This is a genomic window from Glaciimonas immobilis, from assembly GCF_011947285.1.
Lineage (GTDB): Bacteria > Pseudomonadota > Gammaproteobacteria > Burkholderiales > Burkholderiaceae_D > Glaciimonas > Glaciimonas immobilis.
In genome coordinates, this window is sequence record NZ_JAAOZT010000006.1 from 95,234 (window position 1) to 115,413 (window position 20,180).

The 20,180-nt window shown below is 51.6% G+C and carries 18 protein-coding genes and 2 other RNA genes; 13 read left to right on the plus strand and 7 right to left on the minus strand.

The genetic code is table 11. The features are described from left to right. Positions 1 to 171: 171 nt before the first annotated feature. The gene (locus HAV38_RS09700; protein WP_168054866.1) at positions 172 to 795 is read right to left on the minus strand and encodes a flavin reductase family protein; all 624 of its coding nucleotides are present in this window, start codon (positions 793 to 795) and stop codon (positions 172 to 174) included. A 384-nt stretch (positions 796 to 1,179) separates the two neighbouring features. Here HAV38_RS09700 and HAV38_RS09705 point away from each other — a divergent pair, with 384 nt between their 5' ends. Then, the gene (locus HAV38_RS09705; RefSeq protein WP_168054868.1) at positions 1,180 to 1,869 is read left to right on the plus strand and encodes a haloacid dehalogenase type II; all 690 of its coding nucleotides are present in this window, start codon (positions 1,180 to 1,182) and stop codon (positions 1,867 to 1,869) included. Positions 1,870 to 2,115: 246 nt separating this feature from the next. Here the strand turns inward: HAV38_RS09705 and HAV38_RS09710 are convergent, their stop codons facing one another. From HAV38_RS09710 to HAV38_RS09720, 3 genes are all read right to left on the minus strand, one after another. Then, a complete protein-coding gene (locus HAV38_RS09710) occupies positions 2,116 to 2,625 on the minus strand; it encodes a DUF1993 domain-containing protein (RefSeq protein WP_168054870.1) in 510 nt (169 codons plus the stop codon). 115 nt (positions 2,626 to 2,740) lie between these two features. After that, on the minus strand, positions 2,741 to 3,637 hold the full coding sequence (locus HAV38_RS09715) for an alpha/beta fold hydrolase (protein ID WP_168054872.1): 897 nt from the start codon (positions 3,635 to 3,637) through the stop codon (positions 2,741 to 2,743). A gap of 802 nt (positions 3,638 to 4,439) precedes the next feature. Then, on the minus strand, positions 4,440 to 6,245 hold the full coding sequence (locus tag HAV38_RS09720; protein WP_168054874.1) for a glutamine--tRNA ligase/YqeY domain fusion protein: 1,806 nt from the start codon (positions 6,243 to 6,245) through the stop codon (positions 4,440 to 4,442). Positions 6,246 to 6,439: 194 nt separating this feature from the next. Between HAV38_RS09720 and HAV38_RS09725 the strand changes: the two genes are divergently transcribed. The 9 genes from HAV38_RS09725 to HAV38_RS09765 all read left to right on the plus strand — a co-directional run bounded on the left by HAV38_RS09725 (position 6,440) and on the right by HAV38_RS09765 (position 17,070). Continuing rightward, the gene (locus HAV38_RS09725) at positions 6,440 to 7,450 is read left to right on the plus strand and encodes an alpha/beta hydrolase family protein (RefSeq protein ID WP_168054876.1); all 1,011 of its coding nucleotides are present in this window, start codon (positions 6,440 to 6,442) and stop codon (positions 7,448 to 7,450) included. A 114-nt stretch (positions 7,451 to 7,564) separates the two neighbouring features. Beyond that, positions 7,565 to 8,338, plus strand: coding sequence for a glycerophosphodiester phosphodiesterase (gene ugpQ, locus HAV38_RS09730; protein WP_168054878.1), 774 nt, complete (start codon positions 7,565 to 7,567; stop codon positions 8,336 to 8,338). Positions 8,339 to 8,544: 206 nt separating this feature from the next. After that, positions 8,545 to 8,760, plus strand: coding sequence for a hypothetical protein (locus HAV38_RS09735; protein ID WP_168054880.1), 216 nt, complete (start codon positions 8,545 to 8,547; stop codon positions 8,758 to 8,760). Between the two features lie 223 nt (positions 8,761 to 8,983). Next, positions 8,984 to 11,608 (plus strand): alanine--tRNA ligase, encoded by a 2,625-nt coding sequence (gene alaS / locus HAV38_RS09740; RefSeq protein WP_168054882.1) that lies wholly within the window; start codon positions 8,984 to 8,986, stop codon positions 11,606 to 11,608. Between the two features lie 310 nt (positions 11,609 to 11,918). Continuing rightward, a complete protein-coding gene (locus HAV38_RS09745; RefSeq protein ID WP_168054884.1) occupies positions 11,919 to 12,446 on the plus strand; it encodes an NUDIX domain-containing protein in 528 nt (175 codons plus the stop codon). Positions 12,447 to 12,739: 293 nt separating this feature from the next. Next, positions 12,740 to 12,973, plus strand: coding sequence for a sulfurtransferase TusA family protein (locus tag HAV38_RS09750; protein WP_168054886.1), 234 nt, complete (start codon positions 12,740 to 12,742; stop codon positions 12,971 to 12,973). Between the two features lie 360 nt (positions 12,974 to 13,333). After that, positions 13,334 to 14,083: an electron transfer flavoprotein subunit beta/FixA family protein gene (locus HAV38_RS09755; RefSeq protein WP_168054888.1), complete on the plus strand. Its 750-nt coding sequence runs from the start codon at positions 13,334 to 13,336 to the stop codon at positions 14,081 to 14,083. A 98-nt stretch (positions 14,084 to 14,181) separates the two neighbouring features. Then, positions 14,182 to 15,111: an electron transfer flavoprotein subunit alpha/FixB family protein gene (locus HAV38_RS09760; RefSeq protein ID WP_168054890.1), complete on the plus strand. Its 930-nt coding sequence runs from the start codon at positions 14,182 to 14,184 to the stop codon at positions 15,109 to 15,111. Between the two features lie 168 nt (positions 15,112 to 15,279). Then, the gene (locus HAV38_RS09765) at positions 15,280 to 17,070 is read left to right on the plus strand and encodes an acyl-CoA dehydrogenase (protein WP_168054892.1); all 1,791 of its coding nucleotides are present in this window, start codon (positions 15,280 to 15,282) and stop codon (positions 17,068 to 17,070) included. Between the two features lie 171 nt (positions 17,071 to 17,241). On the opposite strand, the gene HAV38_RS09770 is transcribed toward HAV38_RS09765, so the two are convergent. Next, positions 17,242 to 17,658, minus strand: a complete 417-nt coding sequence (locus HAV38_RS09770) for an NINE protein (protein ID WP_168054894.1) — start codon at positions 17,656 to 17,658, stop codon at positions 17,242 to 17,244. A 398-nt stretch (positions 17,659 to 18,056) separates the two neighbouring features. Between HAV38_RS09770 and rpsP the strand changes: the two genes are divergently transcribed. The 3 genes from rpsP (at position 18,057) to trmD (ending at position 19,871) form a co-directional block, all read left to right on the plus strand. Then, on the plus strand, positions 18,057 to 18,311 hold the full coding sequence (gene rpsP, locus HAV38_RS09775) for a 30S ribosomal protein S16 (protein WP_108439946.1): 255 nt from the start codon (positions 18,057 to 18,059) through the stop codon (positions 18,309 to 18,311). 134 nt (positions 18,312 to 18,445) lie between these two features. Beyond that, positions 18,446 to 18,961 carry a ribosome maturation factor RimM gene (rimM, locus tag HAV38_RS09780; RefSeq protein ID WP_168055530.1) on the plus strand — a complete coding sequence of 172 codons (516 nt, stop codon included), beginning with the start codon at positions 18,446 to 18,448 and terminating at the stop codon, positions 18,959 to 18,961. 157 nt (positions 18,962 to 19,118) lie between these two features. Further along, entirely contained in the window at positions 19,119 to 19,871 is a 753-nt protein-coding gene (gene trmD, locus HAV38_RS09785) for a tRNA (guanosine(37)-N1)-methyltransferase TrmD (protein WP_168055531.1), read from the plus strand. Between the two features lie 72 nt (positions 19,872 to 19,943). Here the strand turns inward: trmD and HAV38_RS09790 are convergent. Together HAV38_RS09790 and HAV38_RS09795 are read right to left on the minus strand one after the other, a co-directional pair. Then, a non-coding RNA gene (locus HAV38_RS09790) (sX9 sRNA) lies at positions 19,944 to 20,018 on the minus strand. A 66-nt stretch (positions 20,019 to 20,084) separates the two neighbouring features. Then, positions 20,085 to 20,159, minus strand: a non-coding RNA gene (locus HAV38_RS09795) — sX9 sRNA. Positions 20,160 to 20,180: the final 21 nt, after the last annotated feature.

Consider the following 20,180-nt stretch of genomic DNA (forward strand, 5'->3'; position numbering starts at 1 on the left):
TGATAATACACGTATCGTCGAAACCCTTCAGCAGGGTCATCCTTTCATGCGCAATGCATCGTTCGATCTTTGGCAATTATTCATGCGACCGGGGATCAATCACGCCATGTGCAAGCACTGAAGGTGAACACCGAAGAGTTATAAAATTGGCGTGGCGGATAACGGTAACGGTTAGCGCTTGGGGCGATTCATACGGAACAGGCTTTCCGGGAGCGTCTGGAAATAGTCGCTCGGTCCGCCTCCTCGTAGTATCGGTTCGGCTGCAGCAGTGTTATAGACGCCGTCCACTAGCAAGTTCTGCAGAATGTGGATGCCGACTACCTCGCCCAGTACCAACCAACTGTCGACCGCTACCCCCGACACACCACGCAGTTGCACGATCTCTGTCAATTTGCATTCAAACGCCACAGGGCTTTCTCCCACGCGGGGTGGGCGGACAATTGTAGAGGCCGCAGGCGTGAGGCCGGCCAGGCCGAACTCACTCACGTCAACATCAACCGGTGCCGAACTTTGGTTCATCGCCTCGGCTAACGGTCGCGTGGCCAGATTCCAGACAAACTCACCCAAAGCTTCGATATTGTTGAGCGTGTCTTTTCTTCCAATACTAGAAAAACCAATAATGGGCGGTGTGTAGTTGAATGCATTAAAGAAACTATAAGGCGCCAGATTAAGTCTGCCTAGCGCATCCTGCGTTGAAATCCAGCCGATGGGGCGCGGGCCGACGATCGCGTTAAAAGGATCATGCGGCAGCCGATGGCCTTGCGATGGCTGATAAAAATGGATAGCGTCTGACATGATATTTGGTGGTATTTGACCGTTAGTAGCATTGGATGTAGTGAAAATAGTGGCATGCCCTTAGGTGTGCGACGCATGAGCAGACCCGCATTGCATGGATTGCCTGACGTTAGCGTACCAGAATTATGGTAAGCCCATTGAAGGGCGGAAATCACCACGAAAGCTGGGGTTTTACCCATCAGGGTAAATATAAAGTTAAGATATGACGACCCGATTACAACACGCAAAAAGTGTCGGTCAAAGTTGCCCAATCGCGGCCAACACTCGTCTCATTAGAGCTTTTTGCATACACTACGGAGACTTTAATTTACCTGCAAGGCAGCTATCTTGCCTTTCTGATTTTTGGGTGTCCCTTTTTTAATACTTATTGTTGGAGATTGACCAATGTCAAATGTGAAACTTGCAAATATACGCGCCTGTGTTTTTGATGCATACGGTACGCTGTTTGACGTTAATAGTGCGGCCGAGCAGGTGCAGGACATTTTAGGTGAAATGTGGTTGCCGCTTGCGGAAGTCTGGCGAACCAAGCAGCTCCAGTACACCTGGCTGCGCAGTCTGACGGGACATCATGCGGACTTCTGGGAAGTGACGGGCGATGCGCTCGACTTTGCGCTAGACAGCGTTAAGCTGAGCGACCCCGATTTACGTGCCCGCTTGCTGGATCTTTATTTGCATCTACGTGCGTATCCCGAAGTAAAAGGTACGCTGTCGGCATTAAAAGCCAGCGGCCTTCGGTCCGCTATTTTATCGAATGGCTCGTCCGCGATGCTATCGAGTGCCGTCACCAATGCAGGCATTGGTAGTTTACTGGACGCCGTGTTATCAGCGGATGAGGCTGGCGTATTTAAACCGCATCCGTCCGTATATCAACTGGCGGTGGATCAACTTGGCGTAGCGCCGAGCGAAATATGTTTTGTGTCTTCGAACGGTTGGGACGCCTATTCGGCTAAGGCATTTGGTTTTCAGGTTATATGGTGTAACCGGTTTGGGCAGCCATCCGAGAGAATCCCCGCCACGCCTGACGGGCAGATTACGCATCTTACTGAATTGCTTGCCGCTGTTGGGGTGGAATAGCTTTTTTCAGCCTCACCGTAAGGCCACTATAAGGCTCACCATAAGGCTCAACATCGGCATCAGAAAAAGGGCGGACGCGGGCTGAAGGGCGTAAAAAAAAGCGACTGTTTCAGTCGCTTTTCTTAATTTTAGACCGGACGTGTTTTGCGCAATCCATTGAAGCATGTCAGAAAGTGCTTGACTGAATGTGGCTGTCCCTCGTCCTCGGCCCTTTGTCGTAGGCCTTTAACGCGACGGACCGAATTATTAATACGCGCCCATAAAGTCACGCTTGCCGATTTCCACGCCATTGTGGCGCAAAATATTGTAGGCGGTGGTCACGTGGAACATGAATTGTGGCAAACCGTATTGCAACAAATAGACCTGACCGGTTAATTTCTTTTCTTTCGGCGTGCCTGGGCGTAATACGATTTCCAGATTTTCACTACCGTCGAACTGTGCTGGCGCCAGTTCGCTGATGAACGCTAAAGTTTTCTCAATACGCGTTTGCAGTTCAGCAAAGGTTTGCTCGTTATCGTCGTAGGCTGGCACCTCGATACCTGCCAGACGTGACGATACGCTTTTTGCGAAGTCGGCAGCGATCTGGACTTGACGCGTTAAAGCGAACATGTCGGGGAACAAGCGGGCTTGAAGAAATGCGTTGGCATCAATCTTCTTTTCGGTAGCGTGGGACTCAGCTTTTGCTAAAACGTCCCTGAGGCCAGTCAGCAATTGTTTAAATACTGGAATAGCGGTCGAGTACATTGAGATTGTCATTTTTTAGCTCTTGGTGGGTGAAGTCTATTTTGAAAGTGTCGAAAGTATAGCCCGTTCACAGAAGACGCGATGAAAACCCTCTCAAACTCAACCAGTAAACCTTTTAAATTGAGCGCTAGTCGGGCGCCGCAGCGGACGTTCCGAAAAAATGCAGCAGTGCTGCCACTACTTCGGCTGGCGCCTCACGCTGGGGGAAGTGGCCCACGCCTGCCAGCAACAGGCGTTCATACGGGCCGCGAAAGAAAACCTCTTTGCCCAGACCGGTGTCCGGATGGTTGGCACCATCTGCCGCACCGTGCAGCAACAGCGTGGGCACTTCCAGTACCGGCGCGGGATTAAGTCGGCATTCGTCCTGTATATGGCGCGGGTCGCCAGGCGCATGGCCCCAGCGCTGCCGGTACGAGTGCAAGGTGATGTCGGCCCAGTCGGCGTTCTCGAAAGCCTGCGCCGTGGCTTCAAACTCTTCCGTCTGGTACCAGCCTTGCGGCGACCAGGTGTCCCACATAATGCGGGCGAAATGTCGTCCGTCTTCGCGCACCGTGCGTTCGCCGCGGGGTGTCGCCATGTACCAGTGGTACCAGTAGTTGCGCGCCTGCTGAAGGCTGAGTGCCTGCGCGGGATCGTTCGTGCCATAAGCCACCGACATCATTACCAGGTGGCTGGCTACCTCGGGGCGCAAGCCGCAGGCAATGGCTACAGCGCGTGCGCCCCAATCGTGTCCGACCAGTGCTGGCCGCTTCAGGCCGAGCGCGTCGATGAACTCCAGCAGATCGCACCCCAGTGCGGCGAGCTGTCCGGTGCGCGGCGTGTCGTCACTCAGAAAGCGTGTGGGCAGAAAACCGCGCAAGGCAGGCACCAGCACCCGCCAGCCTGCCTGGGCCAGTCCCGGGGCGACAGCCGACCAACAGCGGATACTGTCGGGCCAGCCATGGAGCAGCACCACGGTGCGGCTGCCGGATGGGTTCCACTCTTTATAGCCTACTCGCAGTAATGTGGTGTCTATGCTCTTCAAGGTCGGTGTGATGGCGTGCTCCTTTTTTGGGTTTGTTTTTTGCTTTTAGTTGCCGAATTTTTGCCATCTTCACAGTCGCGCATGACCTGTTCAGCGAACGCGTAGGCTGCCGCTCACGTCCGGCACCGAGCCATTGATGCAGGCAGACTGAGTACGCATTATATTGCCCGCCACCGGACGCCAGCCGAAGTAATGTGATAAAAAATCAAGTAAACGTATGTGTAAGTTAATGTATGCGCAAGTCAAATTATGCGCAAGTTAAATTATGTCCAAGTTAAATTATGCGCAAAGTAAGGGCTGTTAAAAAGGCTGGCGTTCTTGCCGGTCACCCCGGCGGAAAAGTTCAGGAATTTGGCTTATGTGCTCGGGCAGTTCGTTTTTTTTTCTGGTAATGAGCAGCGAGCTTTGCCGGAGGATCGTCATTGATCAGTGCACACGTTATTTGCAGGCAGATGCGCCGCGCGGGAAGTCCACCGCATTTGTTGGCGCTTGCACCTTGTACGTTCGGGCGTTGATGATGTGGTTGAGCGCAGATTCTGCCATCGCTGTCGAAATCGGCTCATTGACTTATTGCGCTTTACGCAGGCAAGGACTGACGTTTAATGCCTTGGATATACGCCCAAAGAACGCGCAATCGATAGTGAATAACTCAGCTATGAGCTAAGAAGCGCCGATACGTCCAGAAGCGGATGAATTTTTGGTGAGTGTTACGAGGCAATCAATAAATCACGATTACTTTGCCTTATGGAAGGTAAAGTAATCGGAGCTTGGACGCTAAGCGTTGTAGCGGCCAATTAACCTGCTATTTTCCCCAACTGTCTTTGAGTGTGACTGTCCGGTTAAACACGGGCTTTCCTGCAATGCTATCTATCCTGTCCGCGACAAAATAACCGTGACGCTCAAATTGATAACGCTCGTCCGGTAATGCTGCGGACATGCCCGGCTCCAGATAGGCGGTTACCACTTCTTTGGAGTGAGGATTTAGCGCAAGTTTAAAGTCTTTGCCGCCAGCGTCGGGATGCGGGTCGCTGAACAAGCGGTCGTACAAACGCACTTCCGCCTCCAGCGCATGCGCTACGCTGATCCAGTGAATATTGCCTTTTACCTTGTAGTTGGCGCTGCCTTCAGTGCCGCTTTTGCTATCCTCGAAATAATTGCAATGGACGGCGCTGACGTTGCCGTCAGCATCTTTGTCGAAACCGGTACATTCAACGACGTAACCGTGGCGCAACCGCACCCTGCTACCGGCCTTATCTTCCGTGGGCGGCGTCAGTCGGAAATAACCTTTGACCGGAGTTTCCATGAAATCTTCCCGTTCTATCCAGACGTTTCTAGTAATAGGGAAGTGGCGCATGGCGGTGGCGTGCTCGGGGTGCGCCGGTGGGAAAACTGGCGCATGACATGCGACGCTCAGGTCTTCTGGGAAATTATCGATGATCAGTTTTAGGGGACGCAAGACGGCGGTGGCGCGCGGGGCTTTGGGATCCAGATCTTCGCGCAACGCACCTTCAAGCGAACTCATGTCAATCCAGCCGTCAGACTTGGTCACGCCGGTGCGGTCGCAGAATAATTGCAGCGATTCCGGCGTGTAACCACGGCGACGGATGCCGACTAGCGTTGGCATGCGCGGATCGTCCCAACCGTCCACAATCTGCTCATCCACCAATTGGCGTAGCTTACGCTTGCTGGTGACGACATAAGTAACGTTGAGGCGGGAAAATTCATATTGATGCGGCACCGGTTTTTGCAAAAATCCACCATCGCTCAGTTTTTCCAGTATCCAGTCATAAAAAGGCCGGTGATCCTGAAACTCCAGGGTACAAATCGAATGGGTAATATTTTCCAGCGCATCGGAGATCGGATGGGTGTAATCGTACATCGGATAGATGCACCAGGCGTCGCCGGTACGATGATGATGGGCGTGGCGGATACGGTAAATAGCCGGATCGCGCAAGTTCATGTTAGGCGACGCCATGTCGATTTTAGCGCGAACAATGTGCGTGCCGTCCTTGAACTCGCCCGCCTTCATGCGCCGGAACAACGCTAGTGACTCTTCTGGCGAGCGCGTACGGAATGGCGAATCCTTGCCGACTTCGCCAAAGTTGCCGCGATTGGTCGCCATATCGTCGGCGCTCTGACTGTCGACATAAGCCAGACCGGCAGTAATCAGATACTCGGCCATCAAATAAAGCTGGTCGAAGTAATCACTGGCGAAATACAGATGCTCGCCGGTGGTGTCATTCCAGTTAAAACCCAGCCACTTGACGCTATCAATAATCGTGTCGACGTATTCCTGTTCTTCTTTTTCGGGATTAGTGTCATCAAACCGCAAATGGCAACGACCAGCGTAATCACGTGCCAGTCCAAAGTTGACGCAAATCGCCTTGGCATGCCCGATATGCAGATAGCCGTTAGGCTCAGGCGGAAAACGTGTTACCACCAATGGCAAAGGCTGTCCGTGACTGTCCTGACGGTTAGCATAGACGCCGCCGGTCATATCGGCTTCGATAATGGTGCGCAGGAAATTAGACGGTGCCGCTACTGTCCCATTGTTAGCGGTGTGGGCGTAATTAACGTTAGGGAGATTGCTTTTGTTGTCGTTGCTCATGAATGATGTTTTACGCAAGCACTTTGCGAAATAAATATAGATGAAATCATTCTACCGTAGCGTGATGATTTGTCGGACGCTTTGTCGAATTCACCCTGATGTATTTTATAGGCGTAGGAGGTTATGAATGAATAATGCGCACACAAACGCTGTAAATCGCAGACAATTAACCGTCTCTAACTCAGGATGCAGGAATGCCAACACAAGTGACACCAACTAGTCCGAACGTGGGCCAGAATGCTGGCATGCGCACTATGACGGTGCGTAACGCAGACCATCCCTCCATGCCGGTTGCCTTGTTTTATCCCAGCAAATCGCCGACCAAAACAATGCGGTTGGGGCCATATGCGCCGGTTATGGCGTTTAACGGGGTGCCGGAGTTGCCATTAAAAGGTATTGTTTTAGTCTCCCATGGTTCAGGAGGAGGTCAGTTGGCCCACCATAATCTGGCAGTGCGATTGGCACAGAGCGGCTATCTGGTGGCTGCGCCACAACATCCCGGCGATAATTGGGAGGATCGGTCGCTTGTGCTTGCGGACGATTATTTTGCCGAACGCCCAAGACAATTGTCGCGTTTGCTGGACGCTTTGTTGATTGATCCGTTTTGGCGCGACGTTGTTGCAGGTCTGCAAGTCGGCGCTTTAGGACATTCCGTTGGCGGTTTCAGTGTCATAGCGCTAGCAGGAGGAATGGGCGACCCGCAACAAATGCTAAGGCACTGTGCCGCCACTGCCGACGACCAGTTGTTTTGCCAGTTGGTCGGCGATCCACACGGCCTGGCAGGCAGTAATGACCCTGACCTCGCAGTAAATAAAGCATCGGAAGCCGGATCTGCCGCCATAAACTTCGATGTGCAGGACAAGCGTATCCGTGCGGTATTTGCGATGGCGCCGCCCGGCGTAGCGTTTGCGGGGGACTCGCTGAAGCGCATAAAAGTGCCCTTGCGTATTATCACAGCCGAGAAGGATATCGTTTCGCCGCCAAAGTACCATGGCGACTGGCTCCGTGCGCGTTTACCGCAGGCAGCGTTTGAAGAAGTACCAAACGCGGGGCATTTTGCGTTCATGGCGCCGCCTGTGGCGCAACTAATGTCCGATGCAGGCAATCCGGGCGAAAATCCGCCGGGGTTTGACAGAGAACAGTATTTGCTAACGCTGGAGCAGCAGGTCGTGACGTTCTTCGATGAAAAAATTACCATGCGGTGAGCTTGGTAGTAAGTTGAATGGGATACAACGTGAAATGGTGCCACTAATGATGATTGCTAAATAAGTGTGCTGAAAAAGGGCACTTGATTGCTAGTCTAAACGAGAGAAAAAGTCATGTGGCCCTATCCTAAAATTGTAGCGCATCGCGGTGGTGGCACCATGGCGCCAGAAAATACGCTGGCAGGCATACGCTGCGGACTGTCATACGGATTTCGTGCGGTGGAGTTTGATGTAATGCTGTCCTCCGATGGCGTACCGATATTGATGCACGATCCGGTGTTTGGACGCACTGTACGCGGCATGGGTAAGGTGGAGGCGTTCACCGCCGCGCAGCTATCGGCGATGGATGCCGGTAGTTGGTTTGGCTCGGCGTTCAGCGGCGTGCGGGTGTGCACCTTCGCACAAGCCATTGCGTTTTGTCGGCAACACGGGGTCTGGATGAACGTTGAAATCAAACCGGTTGAAGGCTATGAAGTCGAGACCGGCCATGTGGTAGCGCAGATGACGCAGGCGTGTTTTGTTGCAGAGGTTGCTGCGCATATTGCGGCACCCAGTGCCCTGACGGCGGCTAATTTACCTTTACTCTCATCGTTTTCGATGGAGGCATTGCGCGCCGCACAAGTCGCGGCGGGGGCCATTCCGCGCGCCTGCTTAATGTCAACGATAGCGGATAACTGGTTACAACGATGTCAGGAAGTGGAGGCGGTTTCGGTACATACGAACCACAAATTTTTGTCTCCGGTGCAAGCGACGACCATTAAAGAATCGGGTTATGGTCTGTTTTGCTATACCGTGAATTCTTTAAAGCGGGCCGGAGAGATACTGGCGTGGGGTGTGGACGGGTTTTGTACTGATCGGATTGACTTGATTGCAGCGGATTTGGTGTAGGGCGGTGGGAGCAGGCTATGCCAGAAAACTGCAGCAAAAACCGCGGCAGAACTGGCGACGAGAAATTTAACGAATATTCTGTCAACCGTAAAGAACATTATCGCGTTAATTGATTGCAAGACACACTTATGAGTGTAATATAGCAACTCAAGTGCTGAAGTCTGGTCGCATTAATTTTACTCAACGATGATGAAATGGAACGTGAAATGAAAATCAATAAATTGTTAGCTGTTGTAATCGTCGCTGCTTTTGCTCTGCCTGTGATGGCACAAAATGCTCCAGCTATGCCAGCGCCTGCAGCAACAACGGCCGCGCCTGCAGCAACAATGGCCGCGCCTGCTAAGGCTGCCGCTAAGCCTGCGAAAAAGCACCACGCTAAAAAAATGTCTTCTACAGGAACGCCGGTAGATAAAGGTCATTAATCTGCAGTAGGCATGCGGTGTTTTGGCTTTAAAAAACAGTCTTAAACACGCTTTAGTTATCAAAAGCCCGTCAAAAGCAATTCTGACGGGCTTTTTCCATTAAGCGCATGAAGCGCATGAAGCGCATGATAAGCAGCCGGATGAAATGGGTGGCTCGGATCACGTATAATCAGGGCTTTGCAAATTAACACTTCCCTTGCACGTCTTTTTTTCGCCCAAGAACATGAACTCAGCCGATATCCGCGATAAGTTTCTCACATTCTTTGAATCCAAAGACCATACAGTTGTGCGCTCGTCCAGCCTGGTGCCGGGCAATGATCCGACACTGCTGTTCACCAATTCAGGCATGGTCCAGTTCAAGGACGTTTTTCTCGGTACCGAGAAACGTAATTACGTCCGTGCGACCTCCGTGCAGCGCTGTTTGCGCGCCGGGGGCAAGCACAACGATCTGGAAAATGTGGGCTATACCGCTCGCCATCACACTTTTTTTGAAATGCTGGGAAATTGGTCTTTCGGTGACTATTTCAAGCGCGATTCGTTAAAGTGGGCTTATGAGTTGCTGACCAAGGTCTATGGCCTGCCAGCTGAAAAGCTTTGGGCCACCGTCTACGAAACCGATGACGAAGCTTATGATATTTGGGTCAACGAAATTGGCTTGCCACCAGAACGCGTCGTGCGTATCGGCGACAACAAAGGTGCACCGTTTGCCTCAGACAATTTCTGGCAGATGGCGGATACCGGTCCTTGCGGCCCCTGTTCTGAAATATTTTACGATCACGGACCTGAGATTTGGGGCGGTCCTCCGGGTAGCCCGGATCAAGACGGTGACCGTTATATCGAAATCTGGAATAACGTCTTCATGCAGTTTGACCGTCAGGTCGACGCCAAAACCGGCGAAGTAACCTTGACGCCATTGCCACGCCAGTGTGTCGATACAGGCATGGGTTTGGAACGCCTGGCCGCCATTTTGCAGCATGTACATAGCAACTATGACATTGATTTGTTCCAAAATCTGATAAAGGCGGCAGCCCGCGAGACCAACGTCACCGATTTGACCAACAATTCGTTAAAAGTTATTGCCGACCATATCCGCGCCTGCGCGTTTCTGATCGTTGATGGCGTGATTCCCGGCAATGAAGGCCGTGGCTACGTCTTGCGCCGGATTATTCGCCGCGCTTTGCGGCACGGTCACAAACTTGAGCAAACCAAGCCGTTCTTCTACAAGCTGGTGAAAGACCTGGTATTGGAGATGGGCGCTGCCTACCCAGAACTGCCCGAAGCCGCCAAACGGGTAGAGCAAACGTTGCAGCAGGAAGAAGAACGCTTTGGCGAGACGCTAGAAAACGGGATGAAGATTCTGGAAGCCGCGCTGACCAAAAATCCAAAAAAACTGGATGGCGATACCGCGTTTACGCTGTACGACACTTTCGGCTTTCCGCTCGATTTAACTGCGGATATTTGTCGTGAACGCGAAGTCGAACTCGACGAAACAGGTTTTGAGGTGGCAATGAAACGCCAGCAAGAAACCAGCCGCGCAGGTGGCAAGTTCAAGATGGCAGCTGGCGTTGAATATAGTGGCGATAAAACGACTTTTGTCGGTTATGAAGCGCTGGTACATGACGCCAAAGTGCTTGCATTGTATGTGGATGGCAGCGCCGTACAAGCCGTTGAAGCCGGGCAAGACGCGATAGTTGTCCTTAACACGACACCGTTTTATGCAGAGTCTGGCGGTCAGGTGGGCGATGCGGGTGTGCTTGAATCGGCCAGCAGTTTATTTAGCGTGACGGATACGCTAAAAATTCAGGCCGAGGTATTTGGTCACCACGGTCGCCTGGAAAAGGGCACATTAAAAATCGGCGATCACCTGGGCGCTAAAGTCGATACAGCGCGCCGGGCACGCACCATACGTAATCACTCCGCGACGCATTTAATGCACAAGGCATTGCGCGAAGTATTAGGTACGCACGTGGCACAAAGAGGTTCTCTGGTCGATGCGGATAAAACCCGTTTTGACTTCAGCCATAATGCGCCTGTCAGCGCCGATCAAATTCGTCTGATTGAAGATATCGTTAATCGCGAAGTGCTTGAAAACATCGCTACCAAAGCGCAATTGATGTCGTTTGACGATGCAGTTGCGAGTGGAGCGATGGCTTTGTTCGGTGAAAAATACGGCGACGAAGTACGCGTCCTGGCGATAGGTACTTCAACCGAATTGTGTGGCGGTATACACGTCAACCGAACCGGCGATATCGGCTTGTTCAAGATTGTTGCCGAAGGCGGCGTGGCAGCAGGCATCCGCCGGATTGAAGCGGTCACCGGACTTGGCGCGCTTGCACTGGTACAAAACCTGAGCAATCGCGTCACCGAAGCGGCGACGGCACTGAAAGCGCCGCCGGAAGAACTGACACAACGGATTGGGCAGGTACAGGATTACGTCAAGTCGCTAGAGAAAGAAATGGCGGCGCTCAAGTCCAAAATAGCCGCCAATCAAGGTGACGAGCTGGCAAATCACGCAGTCAATGTCAATGGCATCCACGTTCTTGCAGCGATGCTGGAGGGCGCTGACAGCGCGACATTACGTGAAACCATGGACAAGCTCAAAGATAAACTGAAAACGGCGGCGATCGTACTGGCGACAGTTAAGGACGGCAAAGTAAGTTTAATCGCAGGCGTGACTGCCGATGCTATTAGTAGAGTCAAAGCTGGTGATCTGGTTAATTTTGTCGCTCAGCAAGTGGGCGGTAAAGGTGGTGGACGACCGGATATGGCGCAAGCAGGCGGTACGGATCCAAGTGGATTAGCCGCGGCCTTACAGGGCGTTGCAGCGTGGGTTGCGGCCCGCGATTAGTCGCTAACTACTTTTGGCCCGTACCGCGCAGCGCGCATACTGCGGAGAAGATTCAGTATGCGGCGCTCACCATCCTCATTGGTCTTAAGACCTTTACGGTTGCTGGGGGACACGTACCTTCTCTTCACTATTGTCGCGACGGTTCCAAAAAAAGGTAATTGGATATCGTGCCAGCCAGCGTGATGCGAGCTGTTTAATTTCTTCCGGACGATCCTGAAGGCGATTAAACGATACTCAACGACTCAACGACACAACGACACAACGATACTCAACGATTGTTAAAGCGATTGAATTCGCGGACTATTCCCTGATGAGCGACTTTAAGTTTTGCCCGATCTGCGGCGTCTCTTTGACGCTGCGCAGCGTTGACGGCGACGGAGGAAAAATTCGGCTAACGTGTCCCGAGGGTCATTGGACACACTGGGATAATCCTCTGCCGGTTCTGGCTGCAGTGGTTGAATTTGATGGTCATATTTTGTTGGCCCGAAATGCTGCATGGCAAGATAATATGTTCGCGCTGATCACCGGGTTTATGGAGCGTGACGAAACGCCAGAACAGGGTATTGCACGCGAGTTAAAAGAAGAAACCAATCTTGATGCAGACCAGATCACGTTGATCGGGGTTTATGAATTTATGCGTAAAAATGAGCTAATCATTGCTTATCACGTAAAGGCATCGGGAACAATTCAGTTGTCCGCGGAATTACTTGAATACCGTTTGTTGCCACCTGCCAAAGTCAAGCCGTGGCGCGCCGGGACCGGTTATGCAGTTGCTGACTGGATGCGCCAGCAAGGTTTGGAAGTTGAGTTCGTAGAGCGGCCGATTTTGGTTGAGTAAGTCGAGGGTGATCAGGCGCATGTACATTGTTGTTTAATTGGAATTTTCCTAAAATCCATTGGCCGAGCAGAATGGTCACGCTTTGACTATTATTGATTGTCATCCCACCGATTACAAAAATTACGCGCATAATTGGGCTTGGGTAAGATGCCCAGCATGAACTCCCTTTAAAGGAATGTACCTAAATAGTTAGGCTGTTGTAAAACCGGTAGATTTTTGTTGCGATGCATCATATTTCATCTCTTTGGAGTAAAATCGGCAGAAACCGGCAACGTTAAAAATGATGACACAAAATGATTATGGAATTTAATAGAGAACTTGATGCCCGAGGTCTGCACTGCCCGCTACCTATTTTGAAAACAAAAAAGGCGCTGGCTGACATGACAAGCGGTCAAGTTTTACGGGTGTTAGCGACTGACTCAGGATCTGTACGTGATTTTCAGGCGTTTGCTAAGCAAACCGGTAACGATTTGCTATCGCAAACAGAAGAAAACAGAGAATACGTTTTTTTCATGAAGCGTAAATAATTTTAGCAATTGTCGTGATGCAATATGAAACTGGCGCAAGCGTTACAAATGCGATCGCCGTTTATTGTGATAATAATAAAATTGCAAATATAGCAATTATTTCATTCCCCACGAGCATCTTCTTTTCCTACTGAGATAATCTTCGGTAATATTATGCAATATTAAAGTTGCCTCTGAGCCCGGTGCCCAGCCTTCTTTCCTGCGAATTCCTTCAAAAGTTTATAAATAGTTAAATAACTCTATAAATTAATAGTACGTTCGTGCTAAATTTTGGTTGCGAACCCTTTTCTCTCTTATAATCTCGTAATCAATTAACGTTAACGTCAACTCGAATATCATTTTTTATTTAAAGGCAGACCGATGAAAGTACTAGTTCCCGTCAAGCGTGTAGTCGACTACAACGTCAAAGTACGTGTCAAATCCGATGGCTCAGGTGTGGATATTGCTAACGTCAAGATGTCGATGAATCCGTTTGATGAAATTGCAGTAGAAGAAGCGATGCGTCTGAAAGAAAGCGGCAAAGTCACCGAGGTGATCGCGATTTCATGTGGCGTTAGCCAGTGCCAGGAAACCTTGCGTACCGCGATGGCGATCGGTGCCGACCGCGCCATTCTGGTGGAGTCGGATGCTGATTTGCAGCCACTCGCCGTCGCCAAATTATTGAAAGCGATTGCCGATAAAGAGCAGCCGCAACTGATTATTTTAGGCAAGCAGGCCATCGATGACGATTGTAACCAGACCGGTCAGATGCTGGCGGCATTATTAGGCTGGCCGCAAGCGACGTTTGCCTCCAAAGTCGTGCTGGAAGAGGGCAAAGTGCTGGTGACGCGTGAAGTGGACGGCGGTTTGGAAACGCTGGCATTGACGTTGCCGGCGATCATCACCACCGACTTGCGCCTCAATGAGCCGCGTTATGTGACGTTGCCGAACATCATGAAAGCCAAAAAGAAAACGCTGGACATGTTCAAGCCCGCTGATCTGGATGTTGACGTTACGCCGCGCCTGAAGACTTTGAAAGTCGTCGAGCCAGCCAAGCGTAGCGCCGGGATCAAGGTGCCGGACGTCGCCACATTGGTCGCCAAGCTGCGCAACGAAGCCAAAGTCATTTAATTCGCGACTGCCGTTACCACCGAACAGATACACAGATACAGCGGGCCGCGCCAGATTAAGTTGACGGCGACCGCAATACCCCATCATCAGGAGATACCATGACTGCTCTCGTCATTGCCGAACACGATAACGCTTCCTTAAAAGGTAGCACCCTCAATACCATCACTGCGGCCACCCAATGCGGCGGCGATGTCCACGTACTGGTTGCCGGTAAAAATTGCGGCGCTGCAGCCCAGGCTGCTGCCAAAGCCGCTGGCGTGACCAAGGTGCTGGTCGCCGATATGGATTATTTTGCCGATGGCCTGGCAGAAAACATCGCGGAACAAGTCCTTGCATTGGCATCTGCTTACAGCCACATCCTGGCACCGGCAACTGCCTACGGTAAGAATATTTTGCCGCGCGTTGCCGCCCGTCTGGATGTCGGTCAGATTTCAGAAATCGTCAAGGTCGATAGCCCGGACACGTTCGAGCGTCCGATCTATGCCGGTAACGCGATTGCCACCGTACAATCTATCGATGCAATCAAAGTCATTACCGTACGGACTACCGGTTTCGATGCGGCGGCTGACGGTGGTTCTGCTACGGTGGAAAACCTCACTGCAGCAGCAGATTTTGCCAAATCCAGTTTTGTCTCACGCGAGTTGGCCAAGTCGGATCGTCCGGAACTGACGGCGGCCAAAGTCATCGTGTCAGGCGGACGTGGCATGGGTTCTGCCGACAACTTCAAGATATTGGAGCCATTGGCCGACAAACTCGGTGCGGCGATGGGGGCTTCCCGCGCGGCTGTGGATGCGGGTTTTGTACCCAATGACTGGCAAGTGGGTCAAACCGGCAAGATCGTTGCACCGCAACTGTACATCGCTGTCGGTATTTCTGGCGCGATCCAGCATTTGGCCGGGATGAAAGACTCTAAAACCATCGTGGCGATCAACAAGGATGAAGAAGCGCCGATCTTCTCGGTCGCGGATTACGGCCTTGTCGGTGATTTGTTTGATATCGTCCCGCAATTGGTGACAGAGTTAGGTTGAAAGCGCGGCTAATAACGCCATAATGGCCGCAACAGCAAAATATAAAAGTCAGGACTAACTGCTATGTGCCCGCCCCAGGGCATAGCAGTTGGATCAATGGATTAGAACGTTTGAAAAAACGTCAGGGCAGTATTACGGAAGTGGTACTGCCCTTTTTTTGGAGTAGTCATGAGTTACGTTGCCCCGCTAAAAGATATGTTGTTCGCACTGAACTCGGTCGCCGGACTTGAGCAGATAAGCCAGTTGCCGGGATGTGCCGACGCAACCCTCGAAACCGTCGAAGCAGTGTTGCTGGAAAACGCTCGATTTTGCGGCGAAGTGATAGCGCCGCTGAATCGTTCAGGAGATCAGGAGCCGAGCTTTTGGCGCGATGGCGATGTCATTACCAGTAAAGGATTTAAAGAGGCGTTTAAGGCATTTGCGGACGCGGGCTGGCAAGGTATCCAGCACCCGGAGGAATACGGCGGTCAGGGTTTGCCCAAGCTGGTGGCCACGCCTTGTATCGAAATGTTGAATGCGGCTAATCTGTCCTTTGCGTTATGCCCACTGCTCAGTGATGGCGCGATTGAAGCTTTGCTAACTGCCGGTACCGAAGACCAGAAACGTATCTATCTGGAGAATCTGATATCGGGCAAATGGACTGGCACCATGAACCTGACCGAGCCGCAAGCCGGTTCCGATCTGGCGCTGGTGCGCACCCGGGCAGTGCCGCAAGGCGATGGTACATTCAAGGTTTCTGGCACAAAGATTTTTATTACCTACGGTGAGCATGATATGGCCGAAAACATCGTCCATCTGGTGCTGGCACGTACCCCCGATGCGCCAGAAGGCGTGAAGGGAATATCGCTATTCATTGTTCCTAAATTTCTGGTCAACGCTGACGGCTCTCTCGGCGCGCGCAATGATGTCCATTGCGTGTCAATCGAACATAAACTAGGTATAAAAGCCAGTCCAACCGCGGTGTTGCAGTTCGGTGACGAAGGCGGCGCCATCGGTACTCTGGTAGGGTCGGAAAATCGCGGTCTTGAGTACATGTTCATCATGATGAACGCAGCCCGCTTCGGCGTCGGTCTTCAGGGTATTGGCGTGGCGGAACTCGCTTACCAAAAGGCGGCAAGTTTTGCCAAAGACCGTCTGCAATCACGGGATCTGAGTGGTTCGACCGGGCCGGTAGCGATCATCCATCATCCAGATGTGCGTCGGATGTTGATGTCCATGCGCTCCCAAATCGAGGCAGCACGGGTGTTGGCATACGTTACCGCAGCAGCCTCCGATGTAGCGCATCACCACGCCGACGAGACAGTGCGCAAAGCCAATCAGGCGTTTTACGAATATCTGGTACCGGTCGTGAAGGGATGGTCGACCGAGATGTCGATTGACGTGGCCTCCACCGGTGTCCAGATTCATGGCGGCATGGGCTTTATCGAAGAAACCGGCGCTGCGCAGTTTTACCGGGATGCCCGTATTTTGACGATTTACGAGGGGACAACGGCAATTCAGGCAAACGATCTGATCGGCCGTAAAACCGCGCGCGATGGCGGTGCTGTCGCCAAAAATATTGTGGCTCAGGTCAGGAGTACGCAAGCCCAGCTGGCAGCCAGCGACGACGCCAGTTTGATTGCTATCGGTAATCAGTTGGCAATCGGCGCAGATGCATTGGAGCAAGTGATCGACTATGTTGTGGCAAATGTGAAGAGTGATATCAAAGGCGTATTTGCCGGCGGTGTGCCGTATCTGAAATTGACCGGGATTGTACTCGGCGGCTGGCAATTAGGCAGGTCCGCTTTGATTGCCGCAGAAAAGCTGAAATCAGGCGACGGGGACAATAGTTTTTACCGCGCTAAAATCGGCACAGCACGTTTTTTTGCCGAGCACATTCTGGTGCAGTCCGCGGGACTTAGTACATCCGTGGTGAGCGGTAGCACCGGTGTGATGGCATTAACTGAAGAGCAATTCTGATTAGTCCAGTCTCCTATCGATAAAAATGGGGGTGAAAAAAGCAGGGAAAGCGCGTTAAGCTACTTTTCCTGCTTTTTGTTTTTGTTATTTACTACCATTCAATCAAAAATCGATTCTTTTATGAACTCTCTTAACAAAACGTTTCGAGGCAGCTGAATATCAATCAGGCAATCAACCGTAAGAACCGCCTGTGAAAAGTAAGTCAAAGGTGCGAGCAATGGTGCCTATCAGACCAATTGCCCCTACGCCAACGGTCAAAACAATGATTACCGCCAATATCCAAGTCGATTCCGATTTTTTTCCGGAGCCTCCATTGAGGCGTAGGTCCCATTTTTCGTCGGGCATAAGGCCGGTTATTAGCGCTTCCAGAATCGCAATAAGTGCGGAAATTAACAGCGGCGCAAATAAAAACAGTTTTTGTTGGGTCGGCCATATCGCCAGAGCCAATAAAGAAAGCGGCAAAGAAATAAAATGTAACCAGCCCCACACGTCTTTAGCCCCATGCAGATAAAATCGGTGCAAACCGATACTGCCGAATATTGCGGTGATAAGCGTGGCGATAGTTTTATTTCTGTGTGTGGTAGTCATATTGGCAGAGCTTGTTGGGGGCATGAATCAATGAATAGCGTCGTCAGGAGGGAAAGCGGACGTAACGCACCAGAACCAGAGCGCGTTAGCAGATCGTTTCCGTTCTGCAGGATGACGCGTAGTGTAACGTAATGAGGCCGATTTGTTGGCTTGAAATCAAAGCAGTTCATCATCGCGCCAAAATCGTGTGAAGGTGCACGCGGGCAACTTGATCGCACGCTGCGATTCACGCAACACTTCTGCATGCAAAAAGGCTATTTAAGCCGCAGCGACAGCGATTTTGACATGCTTGATGCTGGACTGCGACAGTATTGGAGAGAGCAAGGTTGCGGGGTTGGGCTAACTTGCGTTATAATTTGCGGCTTTTTCCGTGTTCGACAACACTTTTTGGAATCATTATGGTCGTTATTCGTTTATCTCGTGGTGGCGCTAAGAAGCGCCCGTTTTACAACATCGTAGTTACTGATTCGCGCAATCGTCGCGATGGTCGCTTTATCGAGCGTCTGGGTTTCTACAATCCGGTAGCATCTGGTGCGTCGGAAAGCTTCCGTATCGCTCAAGATCGCCTGACCCATTGGGAAGGCGTTGGCGCGCAGATGTCGCCAACCGTTGCTCGTCTGGTAAGCCAGGCTGGTAAAAAAGCTGCAGTTTAATTCTGTAGTTGGCAACTGATTTGTCTACGCTTAATACAGCAACTACGGTGACTCCGGTCGCAGCGGTCGCAAAATCAGCGGAAACGACGCAATCGGGCGTCACGACTAGCGTTGTGATTCCGGCAGATTTAATCATGGTTGGCTACATAACCGGTGCCTATGGACTTCAGGGCTGGGTGCGGATTAAACCGTATTCGCCAGACGCGGACGCGTTGCTGAATGCTAAAAAATGGTGGTTGGGTAAGCCAAACGTGGCAGATTTGCAAGATATTGAAATGATGCAGGCCAAAAATCACAGTGGTGACATTGTGGCGCGATTGGTCGGCATAGTTGGGCGTGAAGCTGCGGAGGCGCTGAAAGGCACCGCAGTGCATGTCCGTCGTAGCCATTTTCCTGCATTGGAAGATGGGGAATTTTACTGGATCGACTTGATCGGTCTATCAGTTGAAAATCTGCAAGGTGAACAGCTAGGTGTGGTAGCAGACCTGATGGATAATGGCGCGCATCCGATTTTAAGGATCACGTTGCCGGCTGTCGCGGGTCAGGATAAGGCTGCACCTGAATTGCTCGTGCCTTTTGTTGACCAATTCGTCAAGACCGTTGATCAGAAGATAAAAAAAATCACCGTGGACTGGGGGCTGGATTATTAGGCGTCTGTCCATTGATCTGAATTTCAATTTGCTGAATTTTAGACCGTTGGTGGTTGGTCCGATTTTAATCGGACTTTTATCTATGGTGCGGTCCTGATGACAGTCATGATTTTAAAGCGGCAAACAAATCTGATCGGAAATTTAACCAGTGGGCGCTATGCAATTTGATGTCGTCACGTTGTTTCCGGAAATGTTTGCTGCGTTAACGCAGTCTGGTATTACCCGGCGCGCGTTTGAGCAAAAAAAATGCGAATTGGCGTTGTGGAATCCTCGCGATTTCACGTCCGACAATCACCGCACGGTGGATGATCGGCCCTACGGGGGCGGTCCTGGTATGGTGATGTTGGCTAAGCCTTTGGAAGCTGCGATTAATGCTGCTAAAACACGCCAGCAACAACTAAACCCTGATTCGCCGCGCGTTGTGTATTTGTCGCCGCAAGGTCAGCCGCTAACGCATCAGCGCGTCATGCAACTGAGCACCGAGCCCGGCCTGGTGCTTCTGTGCGGGCGGTATGAGGCGGTCGATCAACGTTTGCTGGATCGTTGTGTGGATGAAGAAATCAGCCTTGGCGATTTCGTTTTGTCGGGCGGTGAATTGCCGGCGATGGCGTTGATGGATGCAGTGATCAGACAGCTGCCCGGCGTGCTGAATGACGGTGCTTCCGCTTTAGAAGACAGTTTTGTTAATGGCCTGCTGGATTGTCCGCATTACACCAGACCAGAAGAATATGATGGATTAACTGTGCCGCCGGTATTAATGGGCGGCCACCATGCAGAGATTGAGAAATGGCGACGTCAGCAGGCGCTACTGGCGACTGTGATTAAGCGACCGGATTTGATCGCCAAGGCACGTCAGGCAGGATTATTGAACGGGAGTGACGAGAAATTTATCCGCACTATCGGAACGTAGTCTTACCAAGAATTCATTCGATGTTCTGCATTCCAGGGCGGAGTTGATTGTAGCAAAAATAGCAGCAAAACCCGTTCACGCGCTGCAACGAGCAGGCGTCAGTTGGTGGTAAATGGCGCGGAGAAACCGGAGTGGTCTTGAGACCATGAGGATTTCGAGCACCATTTAGCATCAAATCACGTCCGCGCAGTCAGGGCGTGAGCAGGGCAAAACCGTTCACGCGCTGCAACGAGCGGGCGTCAGTTGGTGGTAAATGGCGCGGAGAAACCGGAGTGGTCTTGAGACCATGAGGATTTCGAGCACCATTTA

What these genes read in the sequence shown, in the direction of transcription:
- HAV38_RS09700 (WP_168054866.1), bottom strand. Translation starts at nt 795, where the DNA reads ATGTCAGACGCTATCCATTTTTATCAGCCATCGCAAGGCCATCGGCTG.
- HAV38_RS09705 (WP_168054868.1), top strand. Translation starts at nt 1,180, where the DNA reads ATGTCAAATGTGAAACTTGCAAATATACGCGCCTGTGTTTTTGATGCA.
- HAV38_RS09710 (WP_168054870.1), bottom strand. Translation starts at nt 2,625, where the DNA reads ATGACAATCTCAATGTACTCGACCGCTATTCCAGTATTTAAACAATTG.
- HAV38_RS09720 (WP_168054874.1), bottom strand. Translation starts at nt 6,245, where the DNA reads ATGAGCAACGACAACAAAAGCAATCTCCCTAACGTTAATTACGCCCAC.
- HAV38_RS09725 (WP_168054876.1), top strand. Translation starts at nt 6,440, where the DNA reads ATGCCAACACAAGTGACACCAACTAGTCCGAACGTGGGCCAGAATGCT.
- ugpQ (WP_168054878.1), top strand. Translation starts at nt 7,565, where the DNA reads ATGTGGCCCTATCCTAAAATTGTAGCGCATCGCGGTGGTGGCACCATG.
- HAV38_RS09735 (WP_168054880.1), top strand. Translation starts at nt 8,545, where the DNA reads ATGAAAATCAATAAATTGTTAGCTGTTGTAATCGTCGCTGCTTTTGCT.
- alaS (WP_168054882.1), top strand. Translation starts at nt 8,984, where the DNA reads ATGAACTCAGCCGATATCCGCGATAAGTTTCTCACATTCTTTGAATCC.
- HAV38_RS09745 (WP_168054884.1), top strand. Translation starts at nt 11,919, where the DNA reads ATGAGCGACTTTAAGTTTTGCCCGATCTGCGGCGTCTCTTTGACGCTG.
- HAV38_RS09750 (WP_168054886.1), top strand. Translation starts at nt 12,740, where the DNA reads ATGATTATGGAATTTAATAGAGAACTTGATGCCCGAGGTCTGCACTGC.
- HAV38_RS09755 (WP_168054888.1), top strand. Translation starts at nt 13,334, where the DNA reads ATGAAAGTACTAGTTCCCGTCAAGCGTGTAGTCGACTACAACGTCAAA.
- HAV38_RS09760 (WP_168054890.1), top strand. Translation starts at nt 14,182, where the DNA reads ATGACTGCTCTCGTCATTGCCGAACACGATAACGCTTCCTTAAAAGGT.
- HAV38_RS09765 (WP_168054892.1), top strand. Translation starts at nt 15,280, where the DNA reads ATGAGTTACGTTGCCCCGCTAAAAGATATGTTGTTCGCACTGAACTCG.
- HAV38_RS09770 (WP_168054894.1), bottom strand. Translation starts at nt 17,658, where the DNA reads ATGACTACCACACACAGAAATAAAACTATCGCCACGCTTATCACCGCA.
- rpsP (WP_108439946.1), top strand. Translation starts at nt 18,057, where the DNA reads ATGGTCGTTATTCGTTTATCTCGTGGTGGCGCTAAGAAGCGCCCGTTT.
- rimM (WP_168055530.1), top strand. Translation starts at nt 18,446, where the DNA reads ATGGTTGGCTACATAACCGGTGCCTATGGACTTCAGGGCTGGGTGCGG.
- trmD (WP_168055531.1), top strand. Translation starts at nt 19,119, where the DNA reads ATGCAATTTGATGTCGTCACGTTGTTTCCGGAAATGTTTGCTGCGTTA.